Annotated in this window: 25 protein-coding genes and 5 tRNA genes; 19 read left to right on the forward strand and 11 right to left on the reverse strand. The window is 71.8% G+C overall.

Features of this window, described 5'->3' with window-relative positions:
• Entirely contained in the window at nt 1–432 is a 432-nt protein-coding gene (locus H295_RS0124620) for a hypothetical protein (protein WP_020138023.1), read from the reverse strand.
• Nucleotides 413–772: a hypothetical protein gene (locus tag H295_RS0124625; RefSeq protein ID WP_028809709.1), complete on the reverse strand. Its 360-nt coding sequence runs from the start codon at nt 770–772 to the stop codon at nt 413–415. The genes H295_RS0124620 and H295_RS0124625 overlap by 20 nt, the downstream gene beginning before the upstream one ends.
• 69 nt (nt 773–841) lie before the next feature.
• Between H295_RS0124625 and H295_RS0124630 the strand changes: the two genes are divergently transcribed.
• The 9 genes from H295_RS0124630 to H295_RS0124670 all read left to right on the forward strand — a co-directional run bounded on the left by H295_RS0124630 (nt 842) and on the right by H295_RS0124670 (nt 13,000).
• The gene (locus tag H295_RS0124630) at nt 842–1,492 is read left to right on the forward strand and encodes an HAD family hydrolase (RefSeq protein ID WP_020138025.1); all 651 of its coding nucleotides are present in this window, start codon (nt 842–844) and stop codon (nt 1,490–1,492) included.
• 321 nt (nt 1,493–1,813) lie between these two features.
• On the forward strand, nt 1,814–2,845 hold the full coding sequence (locus tag H295_RS0124635) for a methionine ABC transporter ATP-binding protein (protein ID WP_020138026.1): 1,032 nt from the start codon (nt 1,814–1,816) through the stop codon (nt 2,843–2,845).
• On the forward strand, nt 2,842–3,567 hold the full coding sequence (locus tag H295_RS0124640; protein WP_020138027.1) for a methionine ABC transporter permease: 726 nt from the start codon (nt 2,842–2,844) through the stop codon (nt 3,565–3,567). The genes H295_RS0124635 and H295_RS0124640 overlap by 4 nt, the downstream gene beginning before the upstream one ends.
• A 67-nt stretch (nt 3,568–3,634) precedes the next feature.
• Nucleotides 3,635–4,465: a MetQ/NlpA family ABC transporter substrate-binding protein gene (locus tag H295_RS0124645; RefSeq protein ID WP_020138028.1), complete on the forward strand. Its 831-nt coding sequence runs from the start codon at nt 3,635–3,637 to the stop codon at nt 4,463–4,465.
• A gap of 180 nt (nt 4,466–4,645) precedes the next feature.
• Nucleotides 4,646–5,284: a GNAT family N-acetyltransferase gene (locus H295_RS0124650; protein WP_020138029.1), complete on the forward strand. Its 639-nt coding sequence runs from the start codon at nt 4,646–4,648 to the stop codon at nt 5,282–5,284.
• 83 nt (nt 5,285–5,367) lie between these two features.
• A complete protein-coding gene (gene cbiE, locus H295_RS0124655) occupies nt 5,368–6,579 on the forward strand; it encodes a precorrin-6y C5,15-methyltransferase (decarboxylating) subunit CbiE (RefSeq protein ID WP_020138030.1) in 1,212 nt (403 codons plus the stop codon).
• 366 nt (nt 6,580–6,945) lie between these two features.
• Nucleotides 6,946–10,743, forward strand: a complete 3,798-nt coding sequence (gene cobT, locus H295_RS0124660) for a nicotinate-nucleotide--dimethylbenzimidazole phosphoribosyltransferase (RefSeq protein ID WP_020138031.1) — start codon at nt 6,946–6,948, stop codon at nt 10,741–10,743.
• Between the two features lie 141 nt (nt 10,744–10,884).
• Nucleotides 10,885–12,117: a uroporphyrinogen-III C-methyltransferase gene (gene cobA, locus H295_RS0124665; RefSeq protein ID WP_020138032.1), complete on the forward strand. Its 1,233-nt coding sequence runs from the start codon at nt 10,885–10,887 to the stop codon at nt 12,115–12,117.
• Nucleotides 12,118–12,181: 64 nt separating this feature from the next.
• The gene (locus H295_RS0124670) at nt 12,182–13,000 is read left to right on the forward strand and encodes a TrmH family RNA methyltransferase (RefSeq protein ID WP_020138033.1); all 819 of its coding nucleotides are present in this window, start codon (nt 12,182–12,184) and stop codon (nt 12,998–13,000) included.
• Nucleotides 13,001–13,038: 38 nt separating this feature from the next.
• Here H295_RS0124670 and H295_RS0124675 read toward each other — a convergent pair whose 3' ends face one another.
• The gene (locus tag H295_RS0124675) at nt 13,039–14,466 is read right to left on the reverse strand and encodes a serine/threonine-protein kinase (RefSeq protein ID WP_020138034.1); all 1,428 of its coding nucleotides are present in this window, start codon (nt 14,464–14,466) and stop codon (nt 13,039–13,041) included.
• Between the two features lie 196 nt (nt 14,467–14,662).
• On the opposite strand from H295_RS0124675, the gene H295_RS0124680 reads away from it, so the two are divergent.
• The 4 genes from H295_RS0124680 (at nt 14,663) to H295_RS0124700 (ending at nt 17,115) form a co-directional block, all read left to right on the forward strand.
• Complete coding sequence (locus tag H295_RS0124680; protein ID WP_028809710.1) at nt 14,663–14,938, forward strand: hypothetical protein; 276 nt, start codon at nt 14,663–14,665, stop codon at nt 14,936–14,938.
• Between the two features lie 196 nt (nt 14,939–15,134).
• Nucleotides 15,135–15,317, forward strand: coding sequence for a hypothetical protein (locus tag H295_RS0124685; protein WP_028809711.1), 183 nt, complete (start codon nt 15,135–15,137; stop codon nt 15,315–15,317).
• Nucleotides 15,318–15,778: 461 nt separating this feature from the next.
• A complete protein-coding gene (locus tag H295_RS0124695) occupies nt 15,779–16,723 on the forward strand; it encodes a phosphotransferase family protein (protein WP_020138036.1) in 945 nt (314 codons plus the stop codon).
• An 80-nt stretch (nt 16,724–16,803) separates the two neighbouring features.
• The gene (locus H295_RS0124700) at nt 16,804–17,115 is read left to right on the forward strand and encodes a zf-TFIIB domain-containing protein (RefSeq protein WP_037899326.1); all 312 of its coding nucleotides are present in this window, start codon (nt 16,804–16,806) and stop codon (nt 17,113–17,115) included.
• Nucleotides 17,116–17,175: 60 nt separating this feature from the next.
• Here H295_RS0124700 and H295_RS0124705 read toward each other — a convergent pair.
• From H295_RS0124705 to H295_RS0124725, 5 genes are all read right to left on the reverse strand, one after another.
• Nucleotides 17,176–17,247: transfer RNA gene (locus H295_RS0124705), tRNA-Val, on the reverse strand.
• 34 nt (nt 17,248–17,281) lie between these two features.
• Nucleotides 17,282–17,350, reverse strand: a tRNA-Val gene (locus tag H295_RS0124710).
• 37 nt (nt 17,351–17,387) lie between these two features.
• A tRNA-Val gene (locus H295_RS0124715) sits at nt 17,388–17,459 on the reverse strand.
• 1 nt (nt 17,460) lies between these two features.
• Nucleotides 17,461–17,534, reverse strand: a tRNA-Cys gene (locus H295_RS0124720).
• Nucleotides 17,535–17,573: 39 nt separating this feature from the next.
• A tRNA-Gly gene (locus H295_RS0124725) sits at nt 17,574–17,646 on the reverse strand.
• A 178-nt stretch (nt 17,647–17,824) separates the two neighbouring features.
• Here H295_RS0124725 and H295_RS0124730 point away from each other — a divergent pair.
• From H295_RS0124730 to H295_RS0124740, 3 genes are all read left to right on the forward strand, one after another.
• Nucleotides 17,825–18,868, forward strand: coding sequence for a chorismate-binding protein (locus tag H295_RS0124730; protein WP_020138038.1), 1,044 nt, complete (start codon nt 17,825–17,827; stop codon nt 18,866–18,868).
• Entirely contained in the window at nt 18,865–19,686 is an 822-nt protein-coding gene (locus H295_RS0124735) for an aminotransferase class IV (RefSeq protein WP_020138039.1), read from the forward strand. Before H295_RS0124730 ends, H295_RS0124735 begins: the two co-directional genes overlap by 4 nt.
• Nucleotides 19,687–19,794: 108 nt before the next feature.
• On the forward strand, nt 19,795–20,622 hold the full coding sequence (locus tag H295_RS0124740) for a GNAT family N-acetyltransferase (RefSeq protein WP_020138040.1): 828 nt from the start codon (nt 19,795–19,797) through the stop codon (nt 20,620–20,622).
• A gap of 26 nt (nt 20,623–20,648) precedes the next feature.
• Here H295_RS0124740 and H295_RS0124745 read toward each other — a convergent pair whose 3' ends face one another.
• Nucleotides 20,649–21,161, reverse strand: coding sequence for a DsbA family protein (locus H295_RS0124745; RefSeq protein WP_020138041.1), 513 nt, complete (start codon nt 21,159–21,161; stop codon nt 20,649–20,651).
• Between the two features lie 246 nt (nt 21,162–21,407).
• On the opposite strand from H295_RS0124745, the gene H295_RS0124750 reads away from it, so the two are divergent.
• Together H295_RS0124750 and H295_RS47570 are read left to right on the forward strand one after the other, a co-directional pair.
• Nucleotides 21,408–21,860 (forward strand): hypothetical protein, encoded by a 453-nt coding sequence (locus H295_RS0124750; RefSeq protein WP_020138042.1) that lies wholly within the window; start codon nt 21,408–21,410, stop codon nt 21,858–21,860.
• A gap of 156 nt (nt 21,861–22,016) precedes the next feature.
• The gene (locus tag H295_RS47570) at nt 22,017–22,169 is read left to right on the forward strand and encodes a hypothetical protein (RefSeq protein ID WP_020138043.1); all 153 of its coding nucleotides are present in this window, start codon (nt 22,017–22,019) and stop codon (nt 22,167–22,169) included.
• Between the two features lie 58 nt (nt 22,170–22,227).
• Here the strand turns inward: H295_RS47570 and H295_RS0124760 are convergent, their stop codons facing one another.
• On the reverse strand, nt 22,228–22,788 hold the full coding sequence (locus H295_RS0124760) for a CGNR zinc finger domain-containing protein (RefSeq protein ID WP_020138044.1): 561 nt from the start codon (nt 22,786–22,788) through the stop codon (nt 22,228–22,230).
• 210 nt (nt 22,789–22,998) lie between these two features.
• Nucleotides 22,999–23,412 (reverse strand): SsgA family sporulation/cell division regulator, encoded by a 414-nt coding sequence (locus tag H295_RS0124765; protein ID WP_004002642.1) that lies wholly within the window; start codon nt 23,410–23,412, stop codon nt 22,999–23,001.
• A 191-nt stretch (nt 23,413–23,603) separates the two neighbouring features.
• Between H295_RS0124765 and H295_RS0124770 the strand changes: the two genes are divergently transcribed.
• Nucleotides 23,604–24,065, forward strand: a complete 462-nt coding sequence (locus H295_RS0124770) for a TIGR02611 family protein (RefSeq protein WP_028809712.1) — start codon at nt 23,604–23,606, stop codon at nt 24,063–24,065.
• The last annotated feature ends 10 nt before the right edge of the window (nt 24,066–24,075 follow it).

Raw genomic sequence — 24,075 nt, forward strand, 5'->3', positions numbered from 1 at the left:
TCAGGCGGCATCCCCCTTGGGCGCGCCCTTCCGCAACCAGTAAATGGCGGAAAGCGGCAGCAGTACGGGAATGAACAAATAACCCATCCCGAAGTCCGACCACACGGTGGCATCCGGAAACGCGGACGGTTCGATCAACGTCCATGTGCCGACGGTCAGTACACCCACCAGCTCCGCGATGCAGCACGCGAGCGCCACCTTGCGAGCCGTCTCTCCGCCCCGCACCAGCGTGTACGTGATGAACCCGTACACGACACCCGCCACAGCGGACAGCGAATACGCCAGCGGCGCCCGGTCGAACTCGGTGGAGATCTGGTACGCCGACCTCGACACCGCTCCCACGACCATCACGCCGTACAGCCATACGAGAAGCGTTCCCGGCCCGCTGGCCAAGCGCCGCCGCCGAGTCACCTCAGCCTCCCCAGATGTCATAGAGCCGCACCTCCAGAACGGCCAGCACCACCCCGCCGGCGGCAACCGTCACCGACCCCCACCGCGTCCGCTCCGCGAGCGACATGAACCCCGCCGCCGGCACACACGCGAAGGCCCCCAGCAGATAGGCGACGAAGATCGTCGTGCCCTGCTCCGGCTTCTCGCCCCGCGCGAGCTGCACGATCCCGATCACCAGCTGGACCAGCGCCAGCACCGACACCGCGGCCATCCCGATGAAGTGCCAGTCCTTGGTCGGCTGGTCCCGGTACGCGGCCCAGCCGCACCAGGCGGCCAGCAGCAGCGCGGCGACGCCGGTCACCAGCGTCAGGGAATCAAACATGCGGCGAGCCTATTACGGCCCAAAAGGCCTGATGCGGCCGCCCCCGCCCGGCACCGTAGGGTCGAAGCCATGAAGATCCATGCCGAAGCCCTCCTGTTCGACAACGACGGAACCCTCGTCTCCTCCCTCGAATCCGTCCACCGCTGCTGGACGCGCTGGGCCGAGGAGTTCGGCATCACCCCCGAGGCCTTCGCGCAGGTCGAACTGCACGGGCGTCCGGCCGTCGAGATAGCCGCCGAACTGCTTCCCGCCGACGTGGTGCCGCAGGCTCTCGCACGGATCGAGCAGCTGGAGGTGGAGGACGTGCCGAACGGGGGCGTCCATCTGCTCCCCGGGACCAGGGACCTCCTCGACTCGCTCCCGGCGCACCGCTGGGCCGTCGTCACCTCCGCCACCCGCCGGCTCGCCGAGGCCCGTCTCGAAGCCGTCGGCATCCTCCCCAAGACACTGATCGCCGCCGACGACGTCACCCGCGGCAAGCCCGACCCCGAGCCCTACCTGCTCGCCGCCAGGGAGCTCGGTGTCGACCCGGCCCGCTGTGTCGTCTTCGAGGACGCCCCCGCCGGCCTGCGGGCAGGACGCGCCGCCGGAATGACCACCGTGGCGTTGACCACAACCCACGCGTCTCACGAACTGGACGCCGACCTAGTGGTCGAGAACCTGTCGGCCCTGTCCGCGCTGGTCACGTCCGGTGGTGTGGAGATCGCCCGGCGCCCCTGACCTGTCCGCCGCTGTCCAGAATGCGGACAGCGGCGCTTTGTCAGGACCGTACTTCTGCTTTACTGATCGCATGACCACGACGAGCTGCCGCACCCTTGCGACCGAGGCGACCCTGACGCCCGGTGCTCGTTGTATGTGTCGAATGCGCGCCTGTTAGAGGGCCCCCGCACCACCCCTGTGAGCCTCGCGCCCCGAAGCGAGCCGCCCCGGCACGTCCGTACGCCGTGAACATCCCGTACGTGACCCCTGTGCCCGCGCACGACGTCCTCCCGTACCAGGGCACACCCACGCCCTGCGCTACTCGACAGTGATGGAAACCCAGTGATCACGACATCAGGCCTCACGAAGGTCTACCGCTCGCGCGGCCGTGAGGTCACCGCCCTGGACGGCGTCGACCTCCATGTCCGCGAAGGCGAGGTGTACGGCGTCATCGGCCAGTCCGGCGCCGGCAAGTCCTCGCTCATCCGCTGCGTCAACCTGCTGGAGCGCCCCACCGCCGGCACCGTGACCGTCGCCGGACAGGACCTCACCGCCCTCGCCGGGCGCGGACCGCGCGCCGGCCGGGAACTGCGGCAGGCGCGCAGCCGGATCGGCATGGTCTTCCAGCACTTCAACCTGCTCTCCACCCGGACCGTCCAGGACAACGTCGAGCTGCCGCTCGAGATCCTCGGCACCTCCGGAAAGGAGCGCTCCCGCAAGGCACTCGAACTGCTGGACCTGGTAGGGCTCGCCGACCAGGCCAAGGCGTACCCCGCCCAGCTCTCCGGCGGCCAGAAGCAGCGCGTCGGCATCGCCCGCGCCCTCGCCGGCGACCCCAAGGTGCTGCTGTCCGACGAGGCGACCAGCGCGCTCGACCCGGAGACCACCCGCTCGATCCTCCAGCTGCTGCGCGACCTGAACCGGCAGCTCGGGCTCACCGTGCTGCTCATCACCCACGAGATGGACGTCGTGAAGTCGATCTGCGACTCGGCCGCCCTGATGGAGAACGGACGCATCGTCGAGTCCGGGACGGTGAGCGAACTGCTCGCCACCCCCGGCTCCGAACTCGCCTCCGCGCTCTTCCCCGTCGGCGGCGAGGCGACCGGCGAGGACCGGACCGTCCTCGACGTCACCTTCCAGGGCGAGGCGGCCACCCAGCCCGTCATCTCCCAGCTGTCCCGCACCTACAACATCGACATCTCGATCCTCGGCGCGGCCATCGACACCGTCGGCGGGCTCCAGGTCGGCCGGATGCGCATCGAACTGCCCGGCCGCTACGAGGACAACGTCGTACCGGTCGGCTTCCTGCGGGAAAAGGGCCTCCAGATCGACGTCGTCGGTGAGTCCCAGCCGGTGAAGGAAGGTGCCAAGTGACCTGGTCCGAGATGCAGCCCCTGCTGGAGCAGGCGTGTTGGGACACCCTGTACATGGTCGGCTGGTCCACGGTCATCGCCGTCGTGGGCGGCCTTCCGCTCGGTGTGCTCCTCGTCCTCACCGACCGGGGCGGACTCCTCCAGAACGTCGTCGCGAACAAGGTGATCGGGCAGGTCGTGAACGTCGCCCGCTCGATGCCGTTCATCATCCTGATGGTCGCGCTCATGGGCTTCACCCGCTCGATCACCGGGACGACCATCGGCCGCGAGGCCGCCATCGTGCCGCTCGCCATCGGCGCCATCCCGTTCTTCGCACGCCTCGTCGAGACGGCTGTCCGCGAAGTGGACGGCGGACTCGTCGAGGCCGTGCAGTCGATGGGCGGCAACACCTGGACCATCGTCCGCAAGGTCCTCGTCCCGGAGGCGCTGCCCTCGCTGATCGCCAGCACCACCACCACGATCGTCGCGCTGATCGGCTACTCCGCGATGGCCGGCACGGTCGGCGCCGGCGGCCTCGGCGACATCGCCATCCGCTACGGCTACCAGCGCTTCGAGACCCAGCTCATGTGGATCACGGTCGCGATCCTCGCCGTCGTCATCTCGATCATCCAGTTCGCCGGCGACTACGCGGCCCGCTCGCTGCACCGCCGGGGCGGACGCTCCGGTCCGGCGCCGAAGCTGCGGCTCCTGAAGGCCGCCACGGCGGACACCAAGACCGTCTGAGGCAACCCCTGTTCGTCCCGTGCACCCCATCACGGGATCGCTGCACCCAAAAGGAAAGGCACTTTTCGTGCGTAACACCGTAAAGCTCACCACCGCCGCGCTCGCCGCCGGAGCCCTCGCCTTCGGGCTCAGCGCCTGCGGTTCGTCCGGCTCGGGCTCCGCCTCGGACACCAGCGGTCCCCTCGTCGTCGCCGCCAGCCCCACCCCGCACGCCGAGATCCTGAACTACGTCAAGGAGAACCTGGCGAAGAAGGCGGGCCTCGACCTGGAGGTCAAGGAGTTCACGGACTACGTGACCCCCAACACGGCCACCGAGGACGGCTCGGTCGACGCCAACTACTTCCAGAACCAGCCGTACCTCGACGACTTCAACAAGAAGCGCGGCACCCACATCGTGCCCGTCGTCACGGTCCACCTGGAGCCGCTCGGCCTCTACTCCCACAAGGTCAAGAGCGCCGACGCCCTCAAGAGCGGCGCGACGGTCGCCGTCCCCAACGACAGCGTGAACGAGGCCCGTGCCCTCAAGCTGCTCGCCGCGAACGGCCTGATCACCCTCAAGGACGGCGTGGGCAACGAGGCCACCCCCTCCGACATCACCAAGAACCCGAAGAACCTCAAGTTCAAGGAGCTGGAGGCGGCCCAGACCCCGCGCTCCCTGGACGACGTGGACGCCGCTGTCGTCAACGGCAACTACGCCATCGAGGCCGACCTCAAGCCCGCCAAGGACGCCCTGGTCCTGGAGTCCGCGAAGAACAACCCCTACGGCAACTTCCTCGCGGTGAAGGAGGGCAACGAGAGCGACCCGCGCGTGAAGAAGCTCGCCGAGCTGCTCACCTCGCCCGAGGTCAAGAAGTTCATCCAGGACAAGTACGCCGGTTCGGTCATCGCGTCCTTCTGACCGCCTCCGGGCTGCCCGGCGCGTATACGACGTATCGCCACGCACGGGGTCCACTCGCTCACCATGTGTGGACCCCGTGATGCGGTGCGGTGCTTTCATGCTGCATGCTGGGCAGTTCAGCAGGCACTGAGGCAGACACTGAGGCAAGCCCCGAGGTTTCCGACGGTTACGGAGCGGCGCATGACAGGCACCTTCCCCAACATCTCCATCAGCACGGAGCGGTTGGTGCTGCGCCCCCTCGACGAGGACGACGTGCCCGCGCTGGCCGAGATGATGAACGACGAGCAGGTCGGGGCCTGGACCGACGTCCCGCAGCCCTACTCCGAGGAGCAGGCGCGCGGCTGGATCACCCGGTACGCGCCCGCCGAGCGGGAGTCCGGCCGCGGACTCGACCTCGCCGTCACCGAGTTCCTCACCCAGCGCCTGGTCGGCATCGTCCAGCTCACCAAGACCGACTGGCACGTCCGCTCCACCGAGCTGTCGTACATCGTCGCCCCCTGGGCCCGCGGCGAGGGCTACGCCTCCGAGGCCGCGCTCGCCACCGCCCAGTGGCTGTTCACCGACCAGAAGTTCGAGCGCATCGAGCTGCGCACGGCGGCCGACAACACCGCCTCCCAGCAGGTCGCCCAGAAGATCGGCTGTATCAGCGAGGGCGTCCTGCGCGGCGCCTGCATAGCGCACGTCCGCGCCGAGGACGGCACCTGGAGCGACGTCCGCACCGACTTCATCGTGTGGAGCCTGCTGCCCGAGGACCTCGACGGCGCGGGCGAGCAGATGGCCGACGCGGACGGCTTCACGCCCTATTCGGACTGGAACTGACCGAGTTCGGCGAAAGCGCTTCCCCGTCCGACGGGGTAACCTCCCGACGAACACCTGCGCATATTCCTGGAGACTGAGACACGATGGCCGACCGGGTCACGGTGATCGGCTGGGACGGCTCGCCGCTGACCGCCGCGGCACGCTCCGCCCTCGGCGCGGCCACCCTCGTGGCGGGCGCCGCCCACCACCTGGCACTTCCCGAGGTGCCGCCCACCGCCGAACGCATCCGTCTCGGCAGCGTCGCCCTCGCCGCCCGCCGCATCACCGGCCACCGCGGCACCGCGGTCGTGCTCGCCGACGGCGACCCCGGCTTCTTCGGCGTCGTACGGACCCTGCGCGCACCCGAGTTCGGCCTGGAGGTCGAGGTCGTCCCCGGCGTCTCCTCGGTCGCCGCCGCCTTCGCCCGCGCCGGAATGCCCTGGGACGACGCCCAGGTGGTCGTCGCACACCGCCGCACCCTGCGCCGCGCGGTGAACGTGTGCCGGGCCCACACCAAGGTCGCCGTTTTCACCTCACCCGGAGCCGGCCCCGCCGAGCTCGGCCTGCTGATGGAGGGCGTCCACCGCACCTTCGTCATCTGCGAGGAACTCGGCACCGACCGCGAACAGGTCACCGTCGTCACCTCCGACAAGGCCGCCGACCACACCTGGCGCGACCCGAACATCGTCATCGTCATCGGCGGCACGGCCTCCGTGACACCGGACGGCGGCTGGATCGCCGGCCGCGACCCGGCCGCCGCACCGCGCGGCTGGACCCTGCCCGCCGAGTCCTACGGCGGCCTCATGGGCGAAGGCGAACTGGAACCGCTCCGCGCGGCCCAACTCGCCCGGCTCGGACCGCGCGTCGGCGACCTGGTGTGGGACATCGGCTGCGGCAGCGGCGCCTTCGCCACGGAGGCCGCCCGGGCAGGGGCCGCCGTCATCGCCGTCGACCGCGACCTCAGGGCCTGCGAACGCACCGAGGCCAACGCCCGGGCCTTCGGGCTCCAGGTCCAGATCGTCGCCGGCACCGCCCCGCACGTCCTGGAGAACCTCCCCGAACCGGACGTCGTCCGCGTCGGCGGCGGGGGAGTGGCCGTGGTCTCCGCGGTCGCCGACCGCCGCCCGCAGCGGATCGTCGCCCACGCGGCCACCCGCGACGAGGCCGAACTCGTCGGCCGGGACCTCACCGAACACGGCTACCGCGTCGAGTGCGCCCTCCTCCAGTCCGTCGAACTCGACACCAGGGCCTGGACGGAGACGGAGCGGAGCGTCGCGTTCCTGCTGAGCGGGGTCCTTCCCGACCGTACGGTCTGACCCGGTTCGCCGTCCCCGTGATCCTGTTGTCGTACTGCGCGCGGTAGGCTGGCCGACTGTTGTACCGCAGCAAGTGGCCCGGCATTCGTTCGTCAATGTCCGGAAAGCGCGCCCGTTTTGGGGTGGGTGCGGTACGGCACAACCGGAGGACGCGCAACGTGGCGCAGTCCACAGCGGGTCGTCGCGGATCAAGCTGTCGCGACGGGGGAACGGCCGGGACAATGCCAGTTAATGGCTTTGTCGTCTTTCTCGGCGGGCCGTTCGTGCCGCTGGGCACGCACGCTCGTTCTTCACTGCGGGGGCGGTCGGTGCGCCGTCCCCGGTGAGCTGGTCGTAGAAGCACTAACCGATGGGCGAGGGGTACGCATGACCGACACCGGCCAGGTTCCGGGCGAGGGACTGCCGGAGAACGCAGGCATGGTGGAACAGCCGGGCGTCCCGGGTGCGTACACCTACCTCTCCGAGACCCCCGCCGAGGACGAAGACCTGTTGCTGCTGCCGGGCGCCCAGAGCCCCTGGGGCAACGAGGTCGCCCCGCCCGCGCCGGAACCGGTCGTCGAGACCCTCCACGAACCGGGACCGCACGAGATGGCAGGCCGCGACAGCGGGGCGCACGACCTCAGCGCCGTCCGCACCCCCCAGCCGCAGGCCCCCACGGTGCCGATCCCGCCCATCACCCCCCGTCGGCCGCTGCACCTCGGCCCGCCGATCCCCGACTCCTCCGCGAGCCCGGTCCGTTCCCTCGCCGACCGCGGCCCCGCGGGCGCGCCGGTACGGCAGCCCGTCACGGCCGGTCCCGAGTACTTCGACGCCCCCCAGCCGCAGGGCGCGGTCCCGTGGGGCGCGCCGACGGCCGTCCAGACGCCGGTGAGCGCGGTGGCCCCGGCTGCCGAAACGGTCATTCCGGCGCCGGCTCCCGTCGCGGAGCCGGTGGGCGCGGCACAGGCGGCCGTGGCCCGGCTGGCGTCCGAGGCGGGCGCCGTCGGGTACGCGCCGCAGGAGCAGGCTCCCGTGCCCGCCGTCCCGGAAGCCGTGCACGAGGCGGCCCCCGAGCCGCTGCCGGGCCCGGAGACGGGCGCGGTGGCCGACCTGGGCCCGGACGGGGAGCAGGCCGTGAGCGCCGAGGCAGCGCCGGTCGCGGCCGAGGAGCCGGACCCGGGGCAGACGCCGGGTGACGGCGATCTGCCCGAGGCGGTTCCGGCCGCGGAGGGCGATGCGGCCGACGCCGGGCAGGTGCCCGGCAGCCAGGACGTCCCCGTCACCGACCCGGCCGCGGTCGGCGGACCCGTGCCCGACGAGGAGCCGGAGCAGGTCCCGGGTGCCGAGCCGGTGGCCGAGGATGCGCAGGTGGGCGAGGTCGCCGAACCCGCACCCGAGGCCCCGTCCGTCGTGCCGGACGGAGAGACCCCGGCGGCGGAGCCGGAGACGGCCCCGCAGGCTGTTGCACCGGAGGCCGACGCCGCACCGGAGGCTCCCGAGGTGCCGGAAGAGGTCGGCGCCACAGTCGGCGCCCCCGAGGAAGCCGACGCTGTCGCTGAAGCAGTCGTTCCAGAAACAGTTGCTGTGGAGGAGCCCGCTGTCCCTCCGGTCGCCGAGGTCGCCTACGAAGTCACCGCGACCCCGGAAGCGGACGCCGTCCAGGAAGCCGCCCCGGAAACGCCCCAGGCCCCGGAAGCCGACGCCCCCCAGGAGCCCGTGACCGCCCCCGAGCCCGCCCTTCTCGCAGAGGAAGCCCTCACGGCACCCGAGGCAACCGCTCCGGAAGCAATGGATCCTGAAGCGGCCGCTCCTGAAGCAACCGCACCGGAGGCGCCGGCTCTGGAAACCCCGCTCCCCGCCGAGGACGCCGAAGACACGGCACCCGCGGTCACCCCCGAGCCCACGGAGACCGAGCCCACCGCCCAGCCGGCGGACCCCGCGGCACCGGTCGAGATCGCTCCTCCCGCCGAGGAACCGTCCTTCGTGGAGCCGCTGCCCGAGCCGCTTCCCGAGCCCGCTCACGCGAGCCACTACGACGCTCCGGAGCCGACCGTGGCCCCGGAGAGCGCCCCGCAGGGCCCGCAGCCCGCCCCCCAGCCGCTTCTGGCCGAGGTCGCCGACACGCAGGGTCAGTTCGCGGTGCCCGGCGGCGCAGAGGTTCCCGGAGTCCTGCCCAGCGCGGTTCCCATGGAGCCCCACCCGGGCCAGCCGCTCGGCGAGTTCGTGGCGGTGGACGGTTCGGTGCCCACCACCCCGCACCTCGCGCCGACCCCGCCCCACCCCCTGACGCTCCCCGCGGAGCAGTCCGTGGTCCCGGGCCCGCGGGAGGCGGACGGCGACGCCGGACTCGTACAGCAGGCGGACGACCTGGACACCAGGGCGGCCGAGCAGGAGGACCAGGAAGCACCGGAAGTGAGCACGGCCCCCGTGGCAGAAGCACGCCGGTCCACGGGTCCCGCCGCGCCCGCCTACGACGACGCCGAGCGCGAGGCCGTGCTCAAAGTCATGCGGGAGCGCCGGGACATCCGCAACGGCTTCCGCAGCGACCCGATCCCGCACGAGGTGCTGCTCCGCGTCCTGGAGGCCGCCCACACCGCGCCCTCCGTGGGCCACTCGCAGCCCTGGGACTTCGTCGTCATCCGCTCCGCCGAGACGCGCGGCGCGATGCACGAACTGGCCCAGCGCCAGCGCGACGCGTACGCCAGGTCGCTGCCCAAGGGCCGGGCCAAGCAGTTCAAGGAACTGAAGATCGAGGCCATCCTCGACACCCCGGTGAACATCGTCGTCACCGCCGACCCCACCCGCGGCGGCCGCCACACCCTCGGCCGGCACACCCAGCCGCAGATGGCCCCGTACTCCGCCGCCCTCGCCGTCGAGAACCTCTGGCTCGCCGCCCGCGCCGAGGGCCTCGGGGTCGGCTGGGTCAGCTTCTTCGACGAGCGCGAGATGGTCCGCGCGCTGGGGCTCCCCGAGCACCTGGAGGTCATCGCGTACCTCTGCGTGGGCTACGTCGACGAGTTCCCGGACGAGCCCGAGCTGATGCAGGCCGGCTGGTCCAAGCGCCGCCCGCTGTCCTGGGTCGTGCACGAGGAGACGTACGGCCGCCGCGCCCTGCCCGGTGAGGAGCCGCACGACCTGCTCGGCGAGACCGTCGCGCAGATCCGCCCGCTGGACGCCAAGGCGCTCGGCGAGGCCTGGGAGCGGCAGAAGCGCATGACCAAGCCGGCCGGCGCGCTCGGCATGCTGGAGATCATCTCCGCGCAGCTGTCCGGGCTCTCGCGCCAGTGCCCGCCGCCGATCCCGGAGCCCGCGGCCGTCGCGATCTTCGCCGGCGACCACGGTGTGCACGCCCAGGGCGTCACCCCCTGGCCGCAGGAGGTGACGGCCCAGATGGTCGCCAACTTCCTCGGCGGCGGCGCGGTCTGCAACGCCTTCGCCGGCCAGGTGGGCGCCGAGGTCTGTGTCGTGGACGTCGGTGTCGCGGCCGAACTCCCGGCCACGCCCGGTCTGTTGCCCCGCAAGATCCGGGCCGGCACGTCCGACATGACCACCGGCCCCGCGATGACCCGCGAGGAGGCCAAGCAGGCCATCGAGGTGGGCATCGAGACGGCCCGCGACCTGGTCGCGGCGGGCAACAAGGCCCTGCTCACCGGTGAGATGGGCATCGCGAACACCACCGCGTCCGCCGCCCTGATCTCCGTCTTCACCGGCACCGACCCCGCCGAGGTCACCGGCCGCGGCACCGGCATCAACGACGAGACGCTGGCCCGCAAGACCGAGGTCGTGCGGCGCGCGATCGAGGTCCACCAGCCGGACCCCGCCGACCCGATCGGCGTCCTCGCGGCCATCGGCGGCTTCGAGCACGCGGCCATGGTCGGCCTGCTGCTCGGCGGTGCCTCGCTGCGCACCCCGGTCATCCTCGACGGCGTCAGCGCCGGCGCCGCCGCCCTGGTCGCCCGCGCCATCGCCCCGGAGGTCCTCGCGGCCTGCATCGCGGGCCACCGCAGCGCGGAACCCGGCCATGTCGCCGCCCTGAACAAGCTCGGCCTGCGCCCCCTGGTCGACCTCGACCTGCGCCTGGGCGAGGGCACGGGCGCGCTCCTGGCCCTGCCGCTGGTCCAGAGCACGGCCCGGGCCATGCACGAGGTGGCGACGTTCGACTCGGCGGGGGTCACCGAGAAGTAGCTCCGGAACCGGGGTGGGGTACGCGTTCCTGCGTGCACCCCACCCCGGCCGTACGCTGAACCCGACTCTAAAATCTGCACGTCAGGGCTGCTCCAGCGCCGTAGCACCCATCGCCTTTGCCAGGACGAGGAGCCGCACCTCATGGCCGAACACCCCGCCTACCCCGTAGGCCTCCGCCTCACCGGCCGCAAGGTCGTCGTCCTCGGCGGCGGCCAGGTGGCCCAGCGCCGCCTCCCGGCCCTGATCGCGGCCGGCGCGGAGGTCCTGCTCGTGTCCCCCGCGGCGACTCCCTCCGTGGAGGCGATGGCGGACACGGGCGAGATCACCTGGGAGCGTCGGCCGTACCGGGAAGGCGACCTGGAAGACGCCTGGTACGCCCTGATCGCCACCAGCGACCCCGAGGCGAACAGCCGTGCCTCCGCCGAGGGGGAGCGGCACCGCGTCTGGTGCGTCCGCTCCGACGACGCCGACGCCGCCACCGCCTGGACCCCGGCGACCGGCCACAGCGAAGGCGTCACGGTCGCCGTGCTCACGACGAACGCCAAGGGCCGCGACCCCCGTCACACCGCGGCCGTCCGGGACGCCGTGGTCGAGGGCCTGCGCGACGGCACCCTCGTCGCCCCCCACTACCGCACCCGCACCCCCGGCGTCGCCCTCGTCGGCGGCGGCCCTGGCGACCCGGACCTCATCACGGTCCGCGGCCGCCGCCTGCTCGCCGAGGCCGACGTCGTGATCGCCGACCGCCTCGGCCCCCGGGACCTCCTCGCCGAACTCCCCCCGCACGTCGAGGTGATCGACGCGGCGAAGATCCCCTACGGCCGTTTCATGGCCCAGGAGGCCATCAACAACGCCCTGATCGAGCACGCCAAGCAGGGCAAGTCGGTCGTACGGCTCAAGGGCGGCGACCCCTATGTCTTCGGCCGGGGCATGGAGGAGCTGCACGCCCTCGCCGAGGCCGGCATCCCCTGCACCGTCGTGCCCGGCATCTCCAGCTCCATCTCGGTCCCGGGCGCGGCCGGCATCCCGGTCACCCACCGCGGGGTCGCCCACGAGTTCACCGTGGTCAGCGGCCATGTCGCCCCCGACGACGAACGCTCCCTGATCGACTGGCCCGCGCTCGCCCGGCTCACCGGCACCCTGGTGATCCTGATGGGCGTCGACAAGATAGGCCGTATCGCCGAGACCCTGATGGCCCACGGCAAGTCGCCCCAGACCCCGGTCGCGCTGGTCCAGGAGGGCACGACCGCCGCCCAGCGCCGGGTCGACGCGACGCTGGCGACGGTCGCCGAGGTGGTCGTCGCCGAGGACGTGAAGCCCCCGGCCGTGATCGTGGTGGGCGAGGTCGTCGCCGTGGGGCCGAAGCCCTTGACGTAACCCGGGGTAACACAACTCGTTCCCAGCCGTTGGCACCGCTCCCAGGACAAGGCAGTATCACCCTGTGGCCGATCTCATCACCGTCGATGACCCCGACGACCCGCGCCTCCACGACTACACGGGCCTGACCGACGTGGAACTGCGCCGCAAACGCGAACCCGCAGAGGGCCTGTTCATCGCCGAGGGCGAGAAGGTCATCCGCCGGGCCAAGGACGCGGGCTACGAGATGCGCTCCATGCTGCTCTCCGCCAAGTGGGTCGACGTCATGCGGGACGTCATCGACGAACTCCCCGCCCCCGTCTACGCCGTGAGCCCCGAACTCGCCGAACAGGTCACCGGCTACCACGTGCACCGCGGCGCGCTCGCCTCCATGCAGCGCAAACCCCTGCCCACGGCGGCCGAACTGCTCCAGACCGCCCGTCGCGTGGTGGTCATGGAGTCCGTCAACGACCACACCAACATCGGTGCGATCTTCCGCTCGGCGGCGGCCCTCGGCATGGACGCGGTCCTGCTCTCGCCGGACTGCGCGGACCCGCTGTACCGCCGTAGCGTCAAGGTCTCCATGGGTGCGGTCTTCTCCGTGCCCTACGCCCGTCTCGACACCTGGCCCAAGGGCCTGGACTCGGTCCGCGAGGCCGGCTTCACCCTCCTCGCCCTCACCCCGGACGCCAAGGCCAAGACCCTCGACGAGGCCGCCCCGCACAAGATGGACCGGGTCGCCCTGATGCTCGGCGCCGAGGGCGACGGCCTCACCACCCAGGCCCTGGTCGCCGCCGACGAATGGGTCCGCATCCCGATGGCCCACGGCGTCGACTCCCTCAACGTGGGCGCGGCGGCGGCTGTCGCCTTTTACGCGGTGGCCACGGGACGTCCGCAGGCCTGACCAAGGGCCACGGGGCCGTGCCCGGCCGTGCGTCCGGGTCAGTCCGTCGCGCCGCCGGCCGGCTCCGGGTCTGGCTGCGCCCCCGGCGGCGGCGCGTTCACCTGCCCCTGACCCTGCCGCTGCTCCCGTACGACACCGCTGTCGCCGCCGAGGCCACGGGACGGCCCCTCGCATCCCTGCGCCGCCGCGATGCCGAGCGCCACGAACAGGGTGACGACGACGAAGACGAACAACCGTTGGCGCAGGAGCCGGGGGTTGGCGGGCCGACGTCCGGTACCGGTGTTCCGCGGCGCGGGACGTCCGGTGCCGCTGCGGGGGGCGGGACGGCTGCCGCTGCCGGAACGGGTCGTGTTCCGCCCGGACGGAGTGGGCCGGGCCGCACCGGAACGAGACGCGGGCGCGCCGCTGCCGCGGACGGACCCGCTGCCGCCCCGGGACGGGACGCCACCGCGCGAGGGAGTGCCGCCGCGCGCCGGGCCGGAACCGCGCGACGGGCTGTCGCCGCGGCTGCCCTGCGTCCCCTGCGGTCCCTGCGGGCGGCGCTGCGCGGGCCGGTCGGTATAGGTGTCGGCGATCCGCCCGGTGGGCCGGTCCGCCTCGGCGGCACGGGGCGCGGGCGGGCGCAGGTCGGGCAGGCCCTGCGCCTCGCGCGCCGCGATCTCCTTGAGCCGCAGCGACAGTTGGAGGGTGCTCGGCCGCTCCTCGGGGTCCTTCGCCAGACAGGCGCGGATGAGCGGGGCGACCGCGTCGGGCACGCCGTGCAGCTGCGCCTCCTCGTGCACCACGCGGTACAGCATCACCTCGGAACTGCCGTGCCCGAAGGGCGAGTCACCCATCGACGCGTACGCCAGGGTCGCGCCGAGGGAGAAGACGTCCGTGGCCGGCGTCACCGCGGCGCCGCGCACCTGCTCCGGCGCGAGGAAGCCGGGCGAGCCGACGGCGGTCCCGACGTGGGTGAGGGTCGAGGCCCCGGTGGCCCAGGCGATACCGAAGTCGATGATCCGCGGGCCCTTGGGGGACAGCAGGATGTTCGACGGCTTGAGGTCGCGGTGCACCACCCCCGCCTCGTGCACGGCGACGAGCCCCTCGGAGAGGGCGGCCCCGATGGCGGCGACCTCGGCGGCGCCCAGCGCACCCTCGTCCACGACCTTGTCGTGCAGGGAGGGCCCGGGGACGTACTGGGTGGCGAACCAGGGACGGTCCGCCTCCAGGTCGGCCGCGACGAGCCGGGCCGTGCAGCCCCCGCGGATCCGCCGGGCGGCCGAGACCTCGCGCGCGAACCGCGACCGGAACTCCTGGTCCTCGGCCAGATCCGGCCGGATCACCTTCAACGCGACCCGCTGCCCCTTGCGGTCGGAGCCCAGGTAGACGACACCCATCCCGCCCGCGCCGAGCCGTCTGTGAAGCCTGAACGAGCCGACGACGCGCGGGTCCTCGCGCCTCAGGCGCATCATCGCCATGTTCATCCCCGCTGCCCGGTCCGTGTGACGAGCGACAGCTTACGTAGTGACGGGCCGCCGCGCGCAGAGGCCGCGCCCTCTCGTCCCGATGGATTGTCAGTGCCGGGTGGGAGAATTGAGAGGTGGTCAGGGAGCCGGAGGGCGGGCGGACTTCGGTTCGGATGTGATCCCAACCACCCGTCCAAGAAGGGGGATTGAACGCGTGAAGGGTGATCGCGTGGAGATAGTCGTGGACGCAGGGGACACGACACGTACCTACGAGGTGGTGGCGAGCAGGGCGGGCCGCCGGGTCGAGACCGCGGTACGACGAGGCGTAGTGGAAGTGAGCGAAGTCACTCGCAACGGCTCGGTGGTCCGGACGGCCCGTTTCATGGCGACGAGGGTGCTGGCGCTGGTCGAGCAGCCGGTGCCGCGGGAGGACGGCTCGGAGAAAGCGGCACAGAGCGGGCGACCCCTCCGGGAAGACCCGGAGTCCTAGGTCCTCGTCTCCACCCATGGGAGTACGTCACCGGTGACGGCTCATCCTCGGGGAGGCCCGGCAATCGGTACGAAGGCATGACGTGCCGCGGGGCCGTGACGCCTAGATTTGAAGTCAAGCGGCGGGTGCAGCACTCGTCCCCCGAGGTCAGACACCCGCCGCTGCCAACGACAACAGAACGGTCAGGAGAGGGACCATGGCTCTTACGGCACCGCGGACACTGTCCCGCACACGTCAGCCCCGCCGTACGGGCCGCCGTCACCCGCTGGTGGCGACGCTCATGGCCCTCCCGCTGGCGGTCCTGCTCCTCGTCGTCTTCGACGGCTGGGAGACAGTGGCCACACAGGCGTCGTCCGTGGGAGTGATGCTGGGGCGCTGAGCGGCGACCCCAGGCCCGGAAGAGCGGTCCGGGCGGGGACATCCACCCATGAAACCCCGTGGGGACGGGGGTGCGGCGGACGGCAAAATGCCGGCGCAGCTGGGGAGCTGCGCCGGCATTGCTTTTGCCTCCGGCGGTCGAGCCGGTTCTGCCTGCGGCCCGGTGGGGGCGGGCGCGCGCAGCTGCCGTCCCCGTCGTGGCGCAGGTCCCAGGGGCGCGGGGAACTGCGCGACCAGCCACGACGGACCTCAAGCCGCCCGTCAACCGAACCCGGCACCCTCACAGGCGCCCGGCCCAAGCCCAGCGCAGCGGGGGCGCGGGGAACTGCGCGACCAGCCACGACGGACCTCAAGCCGCCCGACAACCGAACCCGGCACCCCCACAGGCGCTCGGCCCAAGCCCAGCGCAGCGGAGCGGCACATACTGAGGCGCCAGACCCCCGCCGCCCAGGGAGCCGCTCCGTGACGCACCCCCTCCTCACCGAGCTCACTCTCAGAGTCAGAGCCGAGGCTCACTCGAGGGACCCCGCGACCTGCCCCTGCGGCGCAGCCACCCTCGCCGACCGCCCCGACGCCACCGTCGTCCGGCACGCCCGCACCGTCGCGAAGGCGCACGCTCCCGACACGGCCGCCGCCGACCTCGCGCACCGCCTCTCCGCGGCCGCTCACCTCCCCGGCATCCTCCTGCCCCCGCTCCAGGCGACGCACGTCGACCTGCACGGCCGACTCGTCACGTTCTGGCCGTACGGCGAACCCGTGGACCCGGAGGATCCCGACGCCGCCCCATGGGCACCCGCCGCCACCCTCCTCGCCCGGCTCCACCGCACCCCCGCCCCACCCGGCCTGCCCGCCATGCGGGGCCCGGCCAAGGCCGCCCTCGCCGTCGCCCGGCTGCTCGGCGCCGCCCGGCAGGACCGCCACCCCGCCCTCGCCCCCGTTCTCCGAGCCTGGTCCGCGCTGCCGTCCTGGGCACGGGGAGAGAGCCCCATGCGGGACACCACGACCCTCTGCCACGGCGACCTGCACCTCGGACAACTCGTGCGGCACCCCGCCTCGGACGGCCCCTGGCGTCTCATCGACGTCGACGATCTGGGCGTGGGGGAGCCCGCCTGGGACCTCGCCCGTCCCGCCGCCTGGTACGCCTGCGGCCTGCTGTCCCCCGAGGACTGGGACCTCTTCCTCGCCGCCTACCGCGCGGCCGGCGGACCGGCCGTACCGGCCGACGGCGACCCGTGGCCCGCCCTGGACGTGCCCGCCCGCGCCCTCACCGTGCAGACCGCGGCACGGGCCGTCGCCAAGGCGATCGACGCCGGCCGGCCGCTGGACGACGTGGAGCGGGCCGTCGTGGACGCCTGTGACCGGATGAGTTCGGTCCCGCCGGAGTTGGCTGACCGTTTCGCGAAGTAAGGTGCAACCGACCAGGGCTGGACGGAGTCTGTCCTGGGGAAATGCCAAGCAGGACCAACGGGCGAGGAGTTGAGCCGACGATGCAGTGTCCGAAGTGTCACGCACCGATGCACACCTACAACCGCAACGGTGTCCAGATCGAGCAGTGCAGCGGCTGCCGCGGGATCTTTCTCGACTACGGCGAGCTGGAGGCGCTGACCCGCCTGGAGGGGCAGTGGGGCGGTGGTCCCGCCGTTCCGCCGCCGCCGGCCGCTCCGCAGTACCCGGCCCAGCCCGGCGCCCCGGCCTGGGGTGCCCCGCAGCACGGCGGCGGTCACTACGGCGGCCACGGCGGTCATCACGGCGGCCACCACCGCAACCGCGGCTTCGGCCACATGCTGTTCTCCAGCTGACCGGTACCGGTCGGCAGAGACGAAGAAGCCCCCGGCCGCAGGGCCGGGGGCTTCGGTGTGTGCGCGATACTGGGATTGAACCAGTGACCTCTTCCGTGTCAGGGAAGCGCTCTCCCGCTGAGCTAATCGCGCGGGTCAGACCTTCGACGATCCGTCGAAGATCCAGTGGACGATACTGGGATTGAACCAGTGACCTCTTCCGTGTCAGGGAAGCGCTCTCCCGCTGAGCTAATCGCGCGGGTCAGACCTTCGACGATCCGTCGAAGATCCAGTGGACGATACTGGGATTGAACCAGTGACCTCTTCCGTGTCAGGGAAGCGCTCTCCCGCTGAGCTAATCGTCCGTGGAGGTGGAGACGGGATTTGAACCCGTGTAGACGGCTTTGCAGGCCGTTGCCTCGCCTCTCGGCCACTCCACCAGGAGTGTTGGGGGTCGGGATGATCCCCTTGCTCTTCCGAGCGAACGACGAGGTTCGAACTCGCGACCTCAACCTTGGCAAGGTTGCGCTCTACCAACTGAGCTACGTTCGCCTGTCCTTCCGATCCGCTTGCGCGGCTCGGCGACGTGTTGAACTCTAGCGGATTCCGGGGCCAGTACAAAAACGCGTTTGCGCAGCGTGCTGCGGTGCGCATGTCGACGTGTGCGGTCAGGGCGCCCTGAACGACATGGCCAGGTCACCTGCGGGACACCCGCCATAGACTCGTCCACGTGCTCGACCTCGCTCCTCTCGCCCGCTTCGGCGACCGCCTCGCCACCGGCCTCCTCGATGTCACCAGCGACCCCGCGGCGCTGGACTCCGCCGGTTTCTGGGCCGTCGCCGCCGATTTCGAGGGCGGTCTGACCTGCGCCCGCTTCGCCGACGTACGCCGGGAACCGGTGCCCGCTCCGGTGCCGGGAGAATGGCGGGGGCCGACGGCCGGTGACTGGACGTCGTCCCTCGATCGCGCCGCGTACATGGAGGGCGTACGGCGGATTCGCGCGCACATCGCGACCGGCGAGGTCTACCAGGCCAACCTCTGCCGTGTCCTGAGCGCGCCGCTCGCGCCCGGCGCCGACGTGGACGCGCTGACCGCACTGCTCGCCCGGGGCAACCCGGCGCCGTACGCAGGAACGATTCGGTTGCCCGGGCACGGGGTGGAGATCGCCACCGCGTCCCCCGAGCTGTTCCTGCGCCGGGAGGGGCGGGTCGTGGAGTCGGGGCCGATCAAGGGGACCGGCCGGACCGAGGACGACCTGCTGGCCAAGGACTACGCCGAGAACGTGATGATCGTGGACCTGGTCCGCAACGACCTGGGACGGGTGTGCGCCACCGGCAGCGTCACCGTCCCCGACCTGTGTGCCGTCGAGAAGCATCCGGGCCTGGTCCATCTCGTGTCGACCGTGCGGGGCGAGCTGCGCGAGGGAGCCGGCTGGGCCGAGCTGCTCGACGCGGCCTTTCCTCCCGGTTCGGTCACCGGCGCGCCCAAGTCCAGTGCGCTGCGGATCATCGACGCCCTGGAGGCCGCGCCCCGGGGGCCGTACTGCGGGGGGATCGGGTGGGTCGACGCCGACCGGGGCACCGCGGAGCTGGCCGTCGGCATACGTACCTTCTGGATCGACCGCGCCGAAGGGGCGCTGCGCTTCGGGACCGGCGCCGGGATCACCTGGGGCTCCGACCCCGAGGGGGAGTGGCGGGAGACCGAACTGAAGGCGGCCCGGCTGCTCGCGGTAGCGTCGGGGGCGTACGAGGCGAGTGGAGGGACCCTGACGTGAAGATCTGGCTCGACGGCGGGCTTCAGGACATCGAGACCGCCCGCGTCTCGGTCTTCGACCACGGGCTGACCGTGGGCGACGGCATCTTCGAGACCGTGAAGGCGGTGGACGGCCGGCTCTTCGCGCTCACCCGGCATCTCGACCGGCTGACCCTGTCGGCACGCGGTCTCGGGCTGCCAGATCCCGACCACGACGAGGTGCGCCGCGCCTGCGCCGCCGTGCTCGAGGCCAATCCGATGCCGCTGGGCCGGCTGCGCATCACCTACACCGGCGGCCACGGTCCGCTCGGCTCCGACCGGGGGGAGCACGGACCGACTCTCGTGGTCGCGCTCGGCGAGTCCACCCCGCGGCCCGACTCCACGGCCGTGATCACCGTCCCGTGGACCCGCAACGAGCGCGGCGCCCTCACCGGCCTCAAGACCACGTCGTACGCCGAGAACGTCGTCGCGCTCGCCCGCGCGCGTGCCGACGGTGCCTCCGAGGCGCTGTTCGCCAACACCGTCGGGCAGTTGTGCGAGGGCACCGGGTCGAACGTGTTCGTGGTGCTCGACGGCGAGATCCACACCCCGCCGCTCGCCTCCGGCTGTCTGGCGGGCATCACGCGCGCGTTGACCGTCGAATGGACCGGGGCCAGGGAGGCCGAGCTGCCGCTGGACGTCCTGGAGCGGGCCGACGAGGTCTTCCTCACGTCGACCCTGCGGGACGTCCAGGCCGTGCACCGCGTCGACGCGCGCGAACTGCCGGGCGCGCCGGGGCCGGTGACCGCGAAGGCCATGCGGATCTTCGACGAGCGGGCCGGGGACGACCTCGATCCGTGAGCGGCCGTACCGTGACAGGCCCGTACCCGTGAGAGCCCCTACCCGTAAGAGGCCGTAAAGGGCCGCGATATTGAGCTGCCCCGGCGTCCGTCAGCGGGTAGAACTCCGTTGATGACCACCACCCTGCGGCCGACCGAGCCGCTTCAGCGCGGTGCCGACGGGGCGCTGTCCCGCCACTACACGGTGTGCGTGAACAGCCGTCCCGTCGGAGCGATACATCTCGCGACCCACCCCTCCTTCGGGCGGACCGTCGCCCAGATCAAGGACCTGCGCATCGAGGAGCCGGACCGCGGACGCGGCCGGGGCGCGGTCGCCGCGCTCGCCGCCGAGGAGGTGGCACGAGGCTGGGGCTGCGGGCAGCTGGAGATCCGGGTCCCGGCCGACGCCGCTCCCGCGCTGCGGCTCGCCACCGCGCTCGGCTACGTCCACCGCAACCGCGGCATGGAGAAACGGCTCGGCCCCACCGCGCCCGAACTGCCCGCAGGCAGCCGCAGCAGGCCCATGACGCAGGCCGAGTTCGGCCCGTGGGCGGAGCGCGGCATCGAGGAGTACGCCCGGGACTGGAGCGAGCGAGGGGTGCCCGAGGCCGAGGCGAAGGAGAGGTCGCGCAAGGACCACCACCAGCTCGTCACGCGCGGCCTGGCGACCGACGAGGCCCTGTACAGCATCCTGGAGCACGACGGCGTCCGGGTCGGGTTCCTGTGGGTGGAGTTCATCGGCGAGAAGGCGTTCGTCTACGACGTCGAGGCCGAGGAGCCCTTCCGCGGCCGCGGGCACGGCCGTTCCCTGATGCTGCTGGCCGAGGGCCAGGCGATCGCCTCCGGGCGGCGGGTCCTCGGCCTGAACGTCTTCGCGGGCAACACCCCGGCCGAGCGGCTGTACGAGTCCCTCGGATACGAGACGGTCGGCTACTCGATGTACAAGAGCCTTGTCTGACCGGGAGAGCCTGCGCCGAGGCGGATTCAGTCCTGGCCGGCGAGCAGCCGGTCGGCGATCTCCTCGATCCGCTCGCGCAGGCCGTCCTGGCTCTTGCCGCCGTCGAGACGCTCGCCGCCGATGACGTACGTCGGGGTGCCGGTCACGCCGATCGCCTTGCCCTCGGCCTGGTCGGCGTCCACGATCAGGATGTGCCGGCCGTCGATCAGCGCGGTGTCGAACTCCTCGGCGTCCATCCCCAGTTCACGGGCGATCTCGACCAGGAAGGGTTCTCCCCGACGGTCCAGCTCCTCGACCCGCCCGAGCACGGCCTCGGTGTACTCCCAGCCCTTGCCCTGCTCCAGCGCCTCCTCGGCGGCCTGGGCGGCGGCGAAGGAGTGCTTGTGCTTCTCCAGCGGGAAGTGCCGCAGCCGCAGTTCCAGACGGTCGCCGTAACGGGCCCGCAGGGCGCGCAGGTCGTCCAGGGCGCTGCGGCCGTCGGGGCACTGCAGCTCGCACCACACGTCGAGCACGGGTGCGGCGGGGGAGAGGTCGCTCATGCCCCCAGTCTCCCAGCTCCGCGCCACCGCCCCGAATCGCCCCCGGTCACGCCCCCCGTGCCGGGTCGCCGTAATCCTCCGGAGCCGTCCGCCTCCTCGCTACGGCCCGGACCGGCACCCTGGGAGGAGGCGACCCGGAGATGTCCCTGATGTCCTGCCGGAGGATGGCTCGGCGGGGGCCGGGAGGTGCAGGATGGACAGTGACGAAGTGGCACACAGACTGCCGAACCCTGCCTGGAGGACCGGATGATTGCCGAGACCGTCTGTTCCGCAGTCGCCGCGGCCGGCCTGGGCATCGCGGCGGTCACCGCGTACCGCAAGCGCTTCCTCGCGGCCACCCGTATCGCCGCCTACTCCCTCGTCCCGCTCGGCCTGGTGATGACCGGGGTGGTCGACTGGCTCGCCGACACCGCGTTCAGCCCGACCGCGTGGGCGGGCTTCGGCGTGCTCGGCCTGTCATGGGTGCTCTTCTCGACCACGCGCGCGGTGGAGCGCCGCAGGGGTGGCACCCGCAAGGAGCGCAGGGCGGCCCGGGGTGCCCGGTCCCAGGAGGCGGTGGCCCCCACCGCCTCGGCGCCCTCGCTCGGTCCCGCCGCTCGCACCCAGGCCGCCCGTCCCGCGAACAAGCCGCAGGCCAGCCAGAGGCCCACGGACGACTTCAGCGACATCGAGGCCATCCTCAAGAAGCACGGCATATGACGTCCGCCGTGCGGACGGAAACGTTCGCAGGGGGATCCGGGCCCGTCCGTAAGTGATCACGAACCGAAACGGACATCACGGAATCCGGCGAACTCCCGCCTATTCCGGGCGTGTTGATCGCGTCGGGGGTGTCGGCTGCGTCATCATCGCGGCGAGATGCTGGATACGACACAGAGCGACGCCGCGCCGCCTCAGGACGAGCCGCGTGGATGCCTTTTCGCCCTTTCCCAGCCACCGCTGATGATCTTCCTTGCGGTGATCGGGTGTCTGCTGCTCATGGCTGCGCTGCACGACCTGCTGCTGCTCTGAGCCGTACCCGTGGTCCCCGGCGCCACCCGCCGGGGACCACGTCGCATCCGCCCGGGCCTCAGCCTGCGGCCTCCTTGCGGCGCGCCCGGTACGCGGCCACATGCAGACGGTTTCCGCAGGTCCGGCTGTCGCAGTAGCGCCGCGAGCGGTTGCGGGACAGATCGACGAAGGCGCGCCGGCAGTCCGGTGCCTCGCAGCGCCGCAGCCGTTCCTGTTCACCGGCGACCACGAAGAACGCCAGGGCCATCCCGCAGTCGGCCGCCAGGTGATCGGCGACCGAGGCGCCGGGGGCGAAGTAGTGCACATGCCAGTCGTAGCCGTCGTGGTCGGTGAGCCGGGGCGTGGTGCCCGCGGCGGCGACGAGGTCGTTGATGAGGTTCGCGGCGGCCCGGGCGTCCGGCGCGGCGAAGACGGAGGCGAACCGTCCGCGGATCTTGCGCACCGCCGACAGGTCGAACTCCGAGAGCACCCCGACATCACTGATGTCGTGGTTTCGTACGAAATCCTCCAGCGCCGCGACATCGGGCAGCGCCTCCGGCGCCGCGTCGTCCTCCGGTGCGGTGTTCACCAGATCGACCACGGTGTCGAGGGCGCACCGGGTGTCGTGGGTGATCAGCACGATTCGCTCCCTGGCCTGGGGGTCGGGCGGACGCCCGCCGATGCTGGCCGATGGTAACGGCTCGCAGGGCCCCGGTGGCGGGCCGCACGACAGGCGCCGTGGCTGCGGAGCGCTCCGCAGCCACGGCGCCTGTCATTCTCTATTCGGTTGTACGAGCCCGAGCCGTCTCCCCGAGTGGACGGCGCCGGGCGGCTCTGTGCGGTCTCGCCCCTAGCTTTCCGCCAGGATGTGCGAGAGCTCCTGATCCAGATCGAAGTGGCGGTGCTCGGTGCCCGGGGGCACGGCGGCGTCCGTCCGCTTCAGGAAGGACTCCAGGGCCCGCGCCGGGGCCTCGAGCAGCGCCTCGCCCTCAGGGGAGCTCAGGGCGATGCACACGACGCCCTGACCATGACTGCGCGACGGCCAGACTCGGACGTCGCCGGTTCCGGTGGGCCGGTGGAGGCCCTCCGCGAGAAGGTCGCGGGCGAACACCCACTCGACGGTCTCCTCGGCTCCGGTGTGGAAGGTGGCGTGCACGGCGTAGGGGTCGGCCGTGTCGTACCGCAGGCCTGCGGGGACAGGCAGGGAGGACTCGCTCGACACAACGAGGCGCAGGTGCAGCTCGCAGCTGACCGTGGTGTTCATAAGCGCCAGGGCCTTTCGCTCAGTGTGCGCTCGGGGATTCGCACGTCGGCGAAATCGACATGCCACCTACGGTGCCGTTGTAAACCCCTCTGAGTGTTTTGCGTGCCTTTACGTAACTCTTCCGGCCGAGAGGTCCTTCGGGGGGTACGACCATTCCGGTGACCGGTTTCTCTCGGGTAGGGTTTGTCTGTATGAATACGGGGAGTGACGAACCGCGCGAGGTCGCCGTGGCACCTGACGAGCGGATTGGCCGGAATCCGGACGAGACGCCGGACGGACAGGGGCTCGGTTCCAAGGCGCCGGAGTTCATCAAGTCGAGGCGTCTGCTGCATCTGAGCTGGCAGGTTCTGGTCTTCGTCATCGGTCTCGCGGTCGTGGCCGCCGGCATCGTCATGCTGCCGCTGCCGGGACCCGGCTGGGTCGTGATCTTCGCCGGTATGGCGATCTGGGCGACCGAGTTCGTCTGGGCGCAGCTCGTGCTCCGCTGGACCAAGCGGAAGGTGACCGAGGCGGCCCAGCGGGCCCTCGATCCCAAGGTGCGCCGTCGCAACATCATCCTGACCTCGATCGGCCTGGTGATCATCGCTGCGATCCTCGGGGTCTACCTCTGGAAGTTCGGCTTCGAGATGCCCTGGAACATCAAGGACCAGTGAGGCGCGCGGG

Origin of the sequence: Streptomyces sp. 351MFTsu5.1, assembly GCF_000383655.1 — a bacterium.
Lineage (GTDB): Bacteria > Actinomycetota > Actinomycetes > Streptomycetales > Streptomycetaceae > Streptomyces > Streptomyces griseorubiginosus.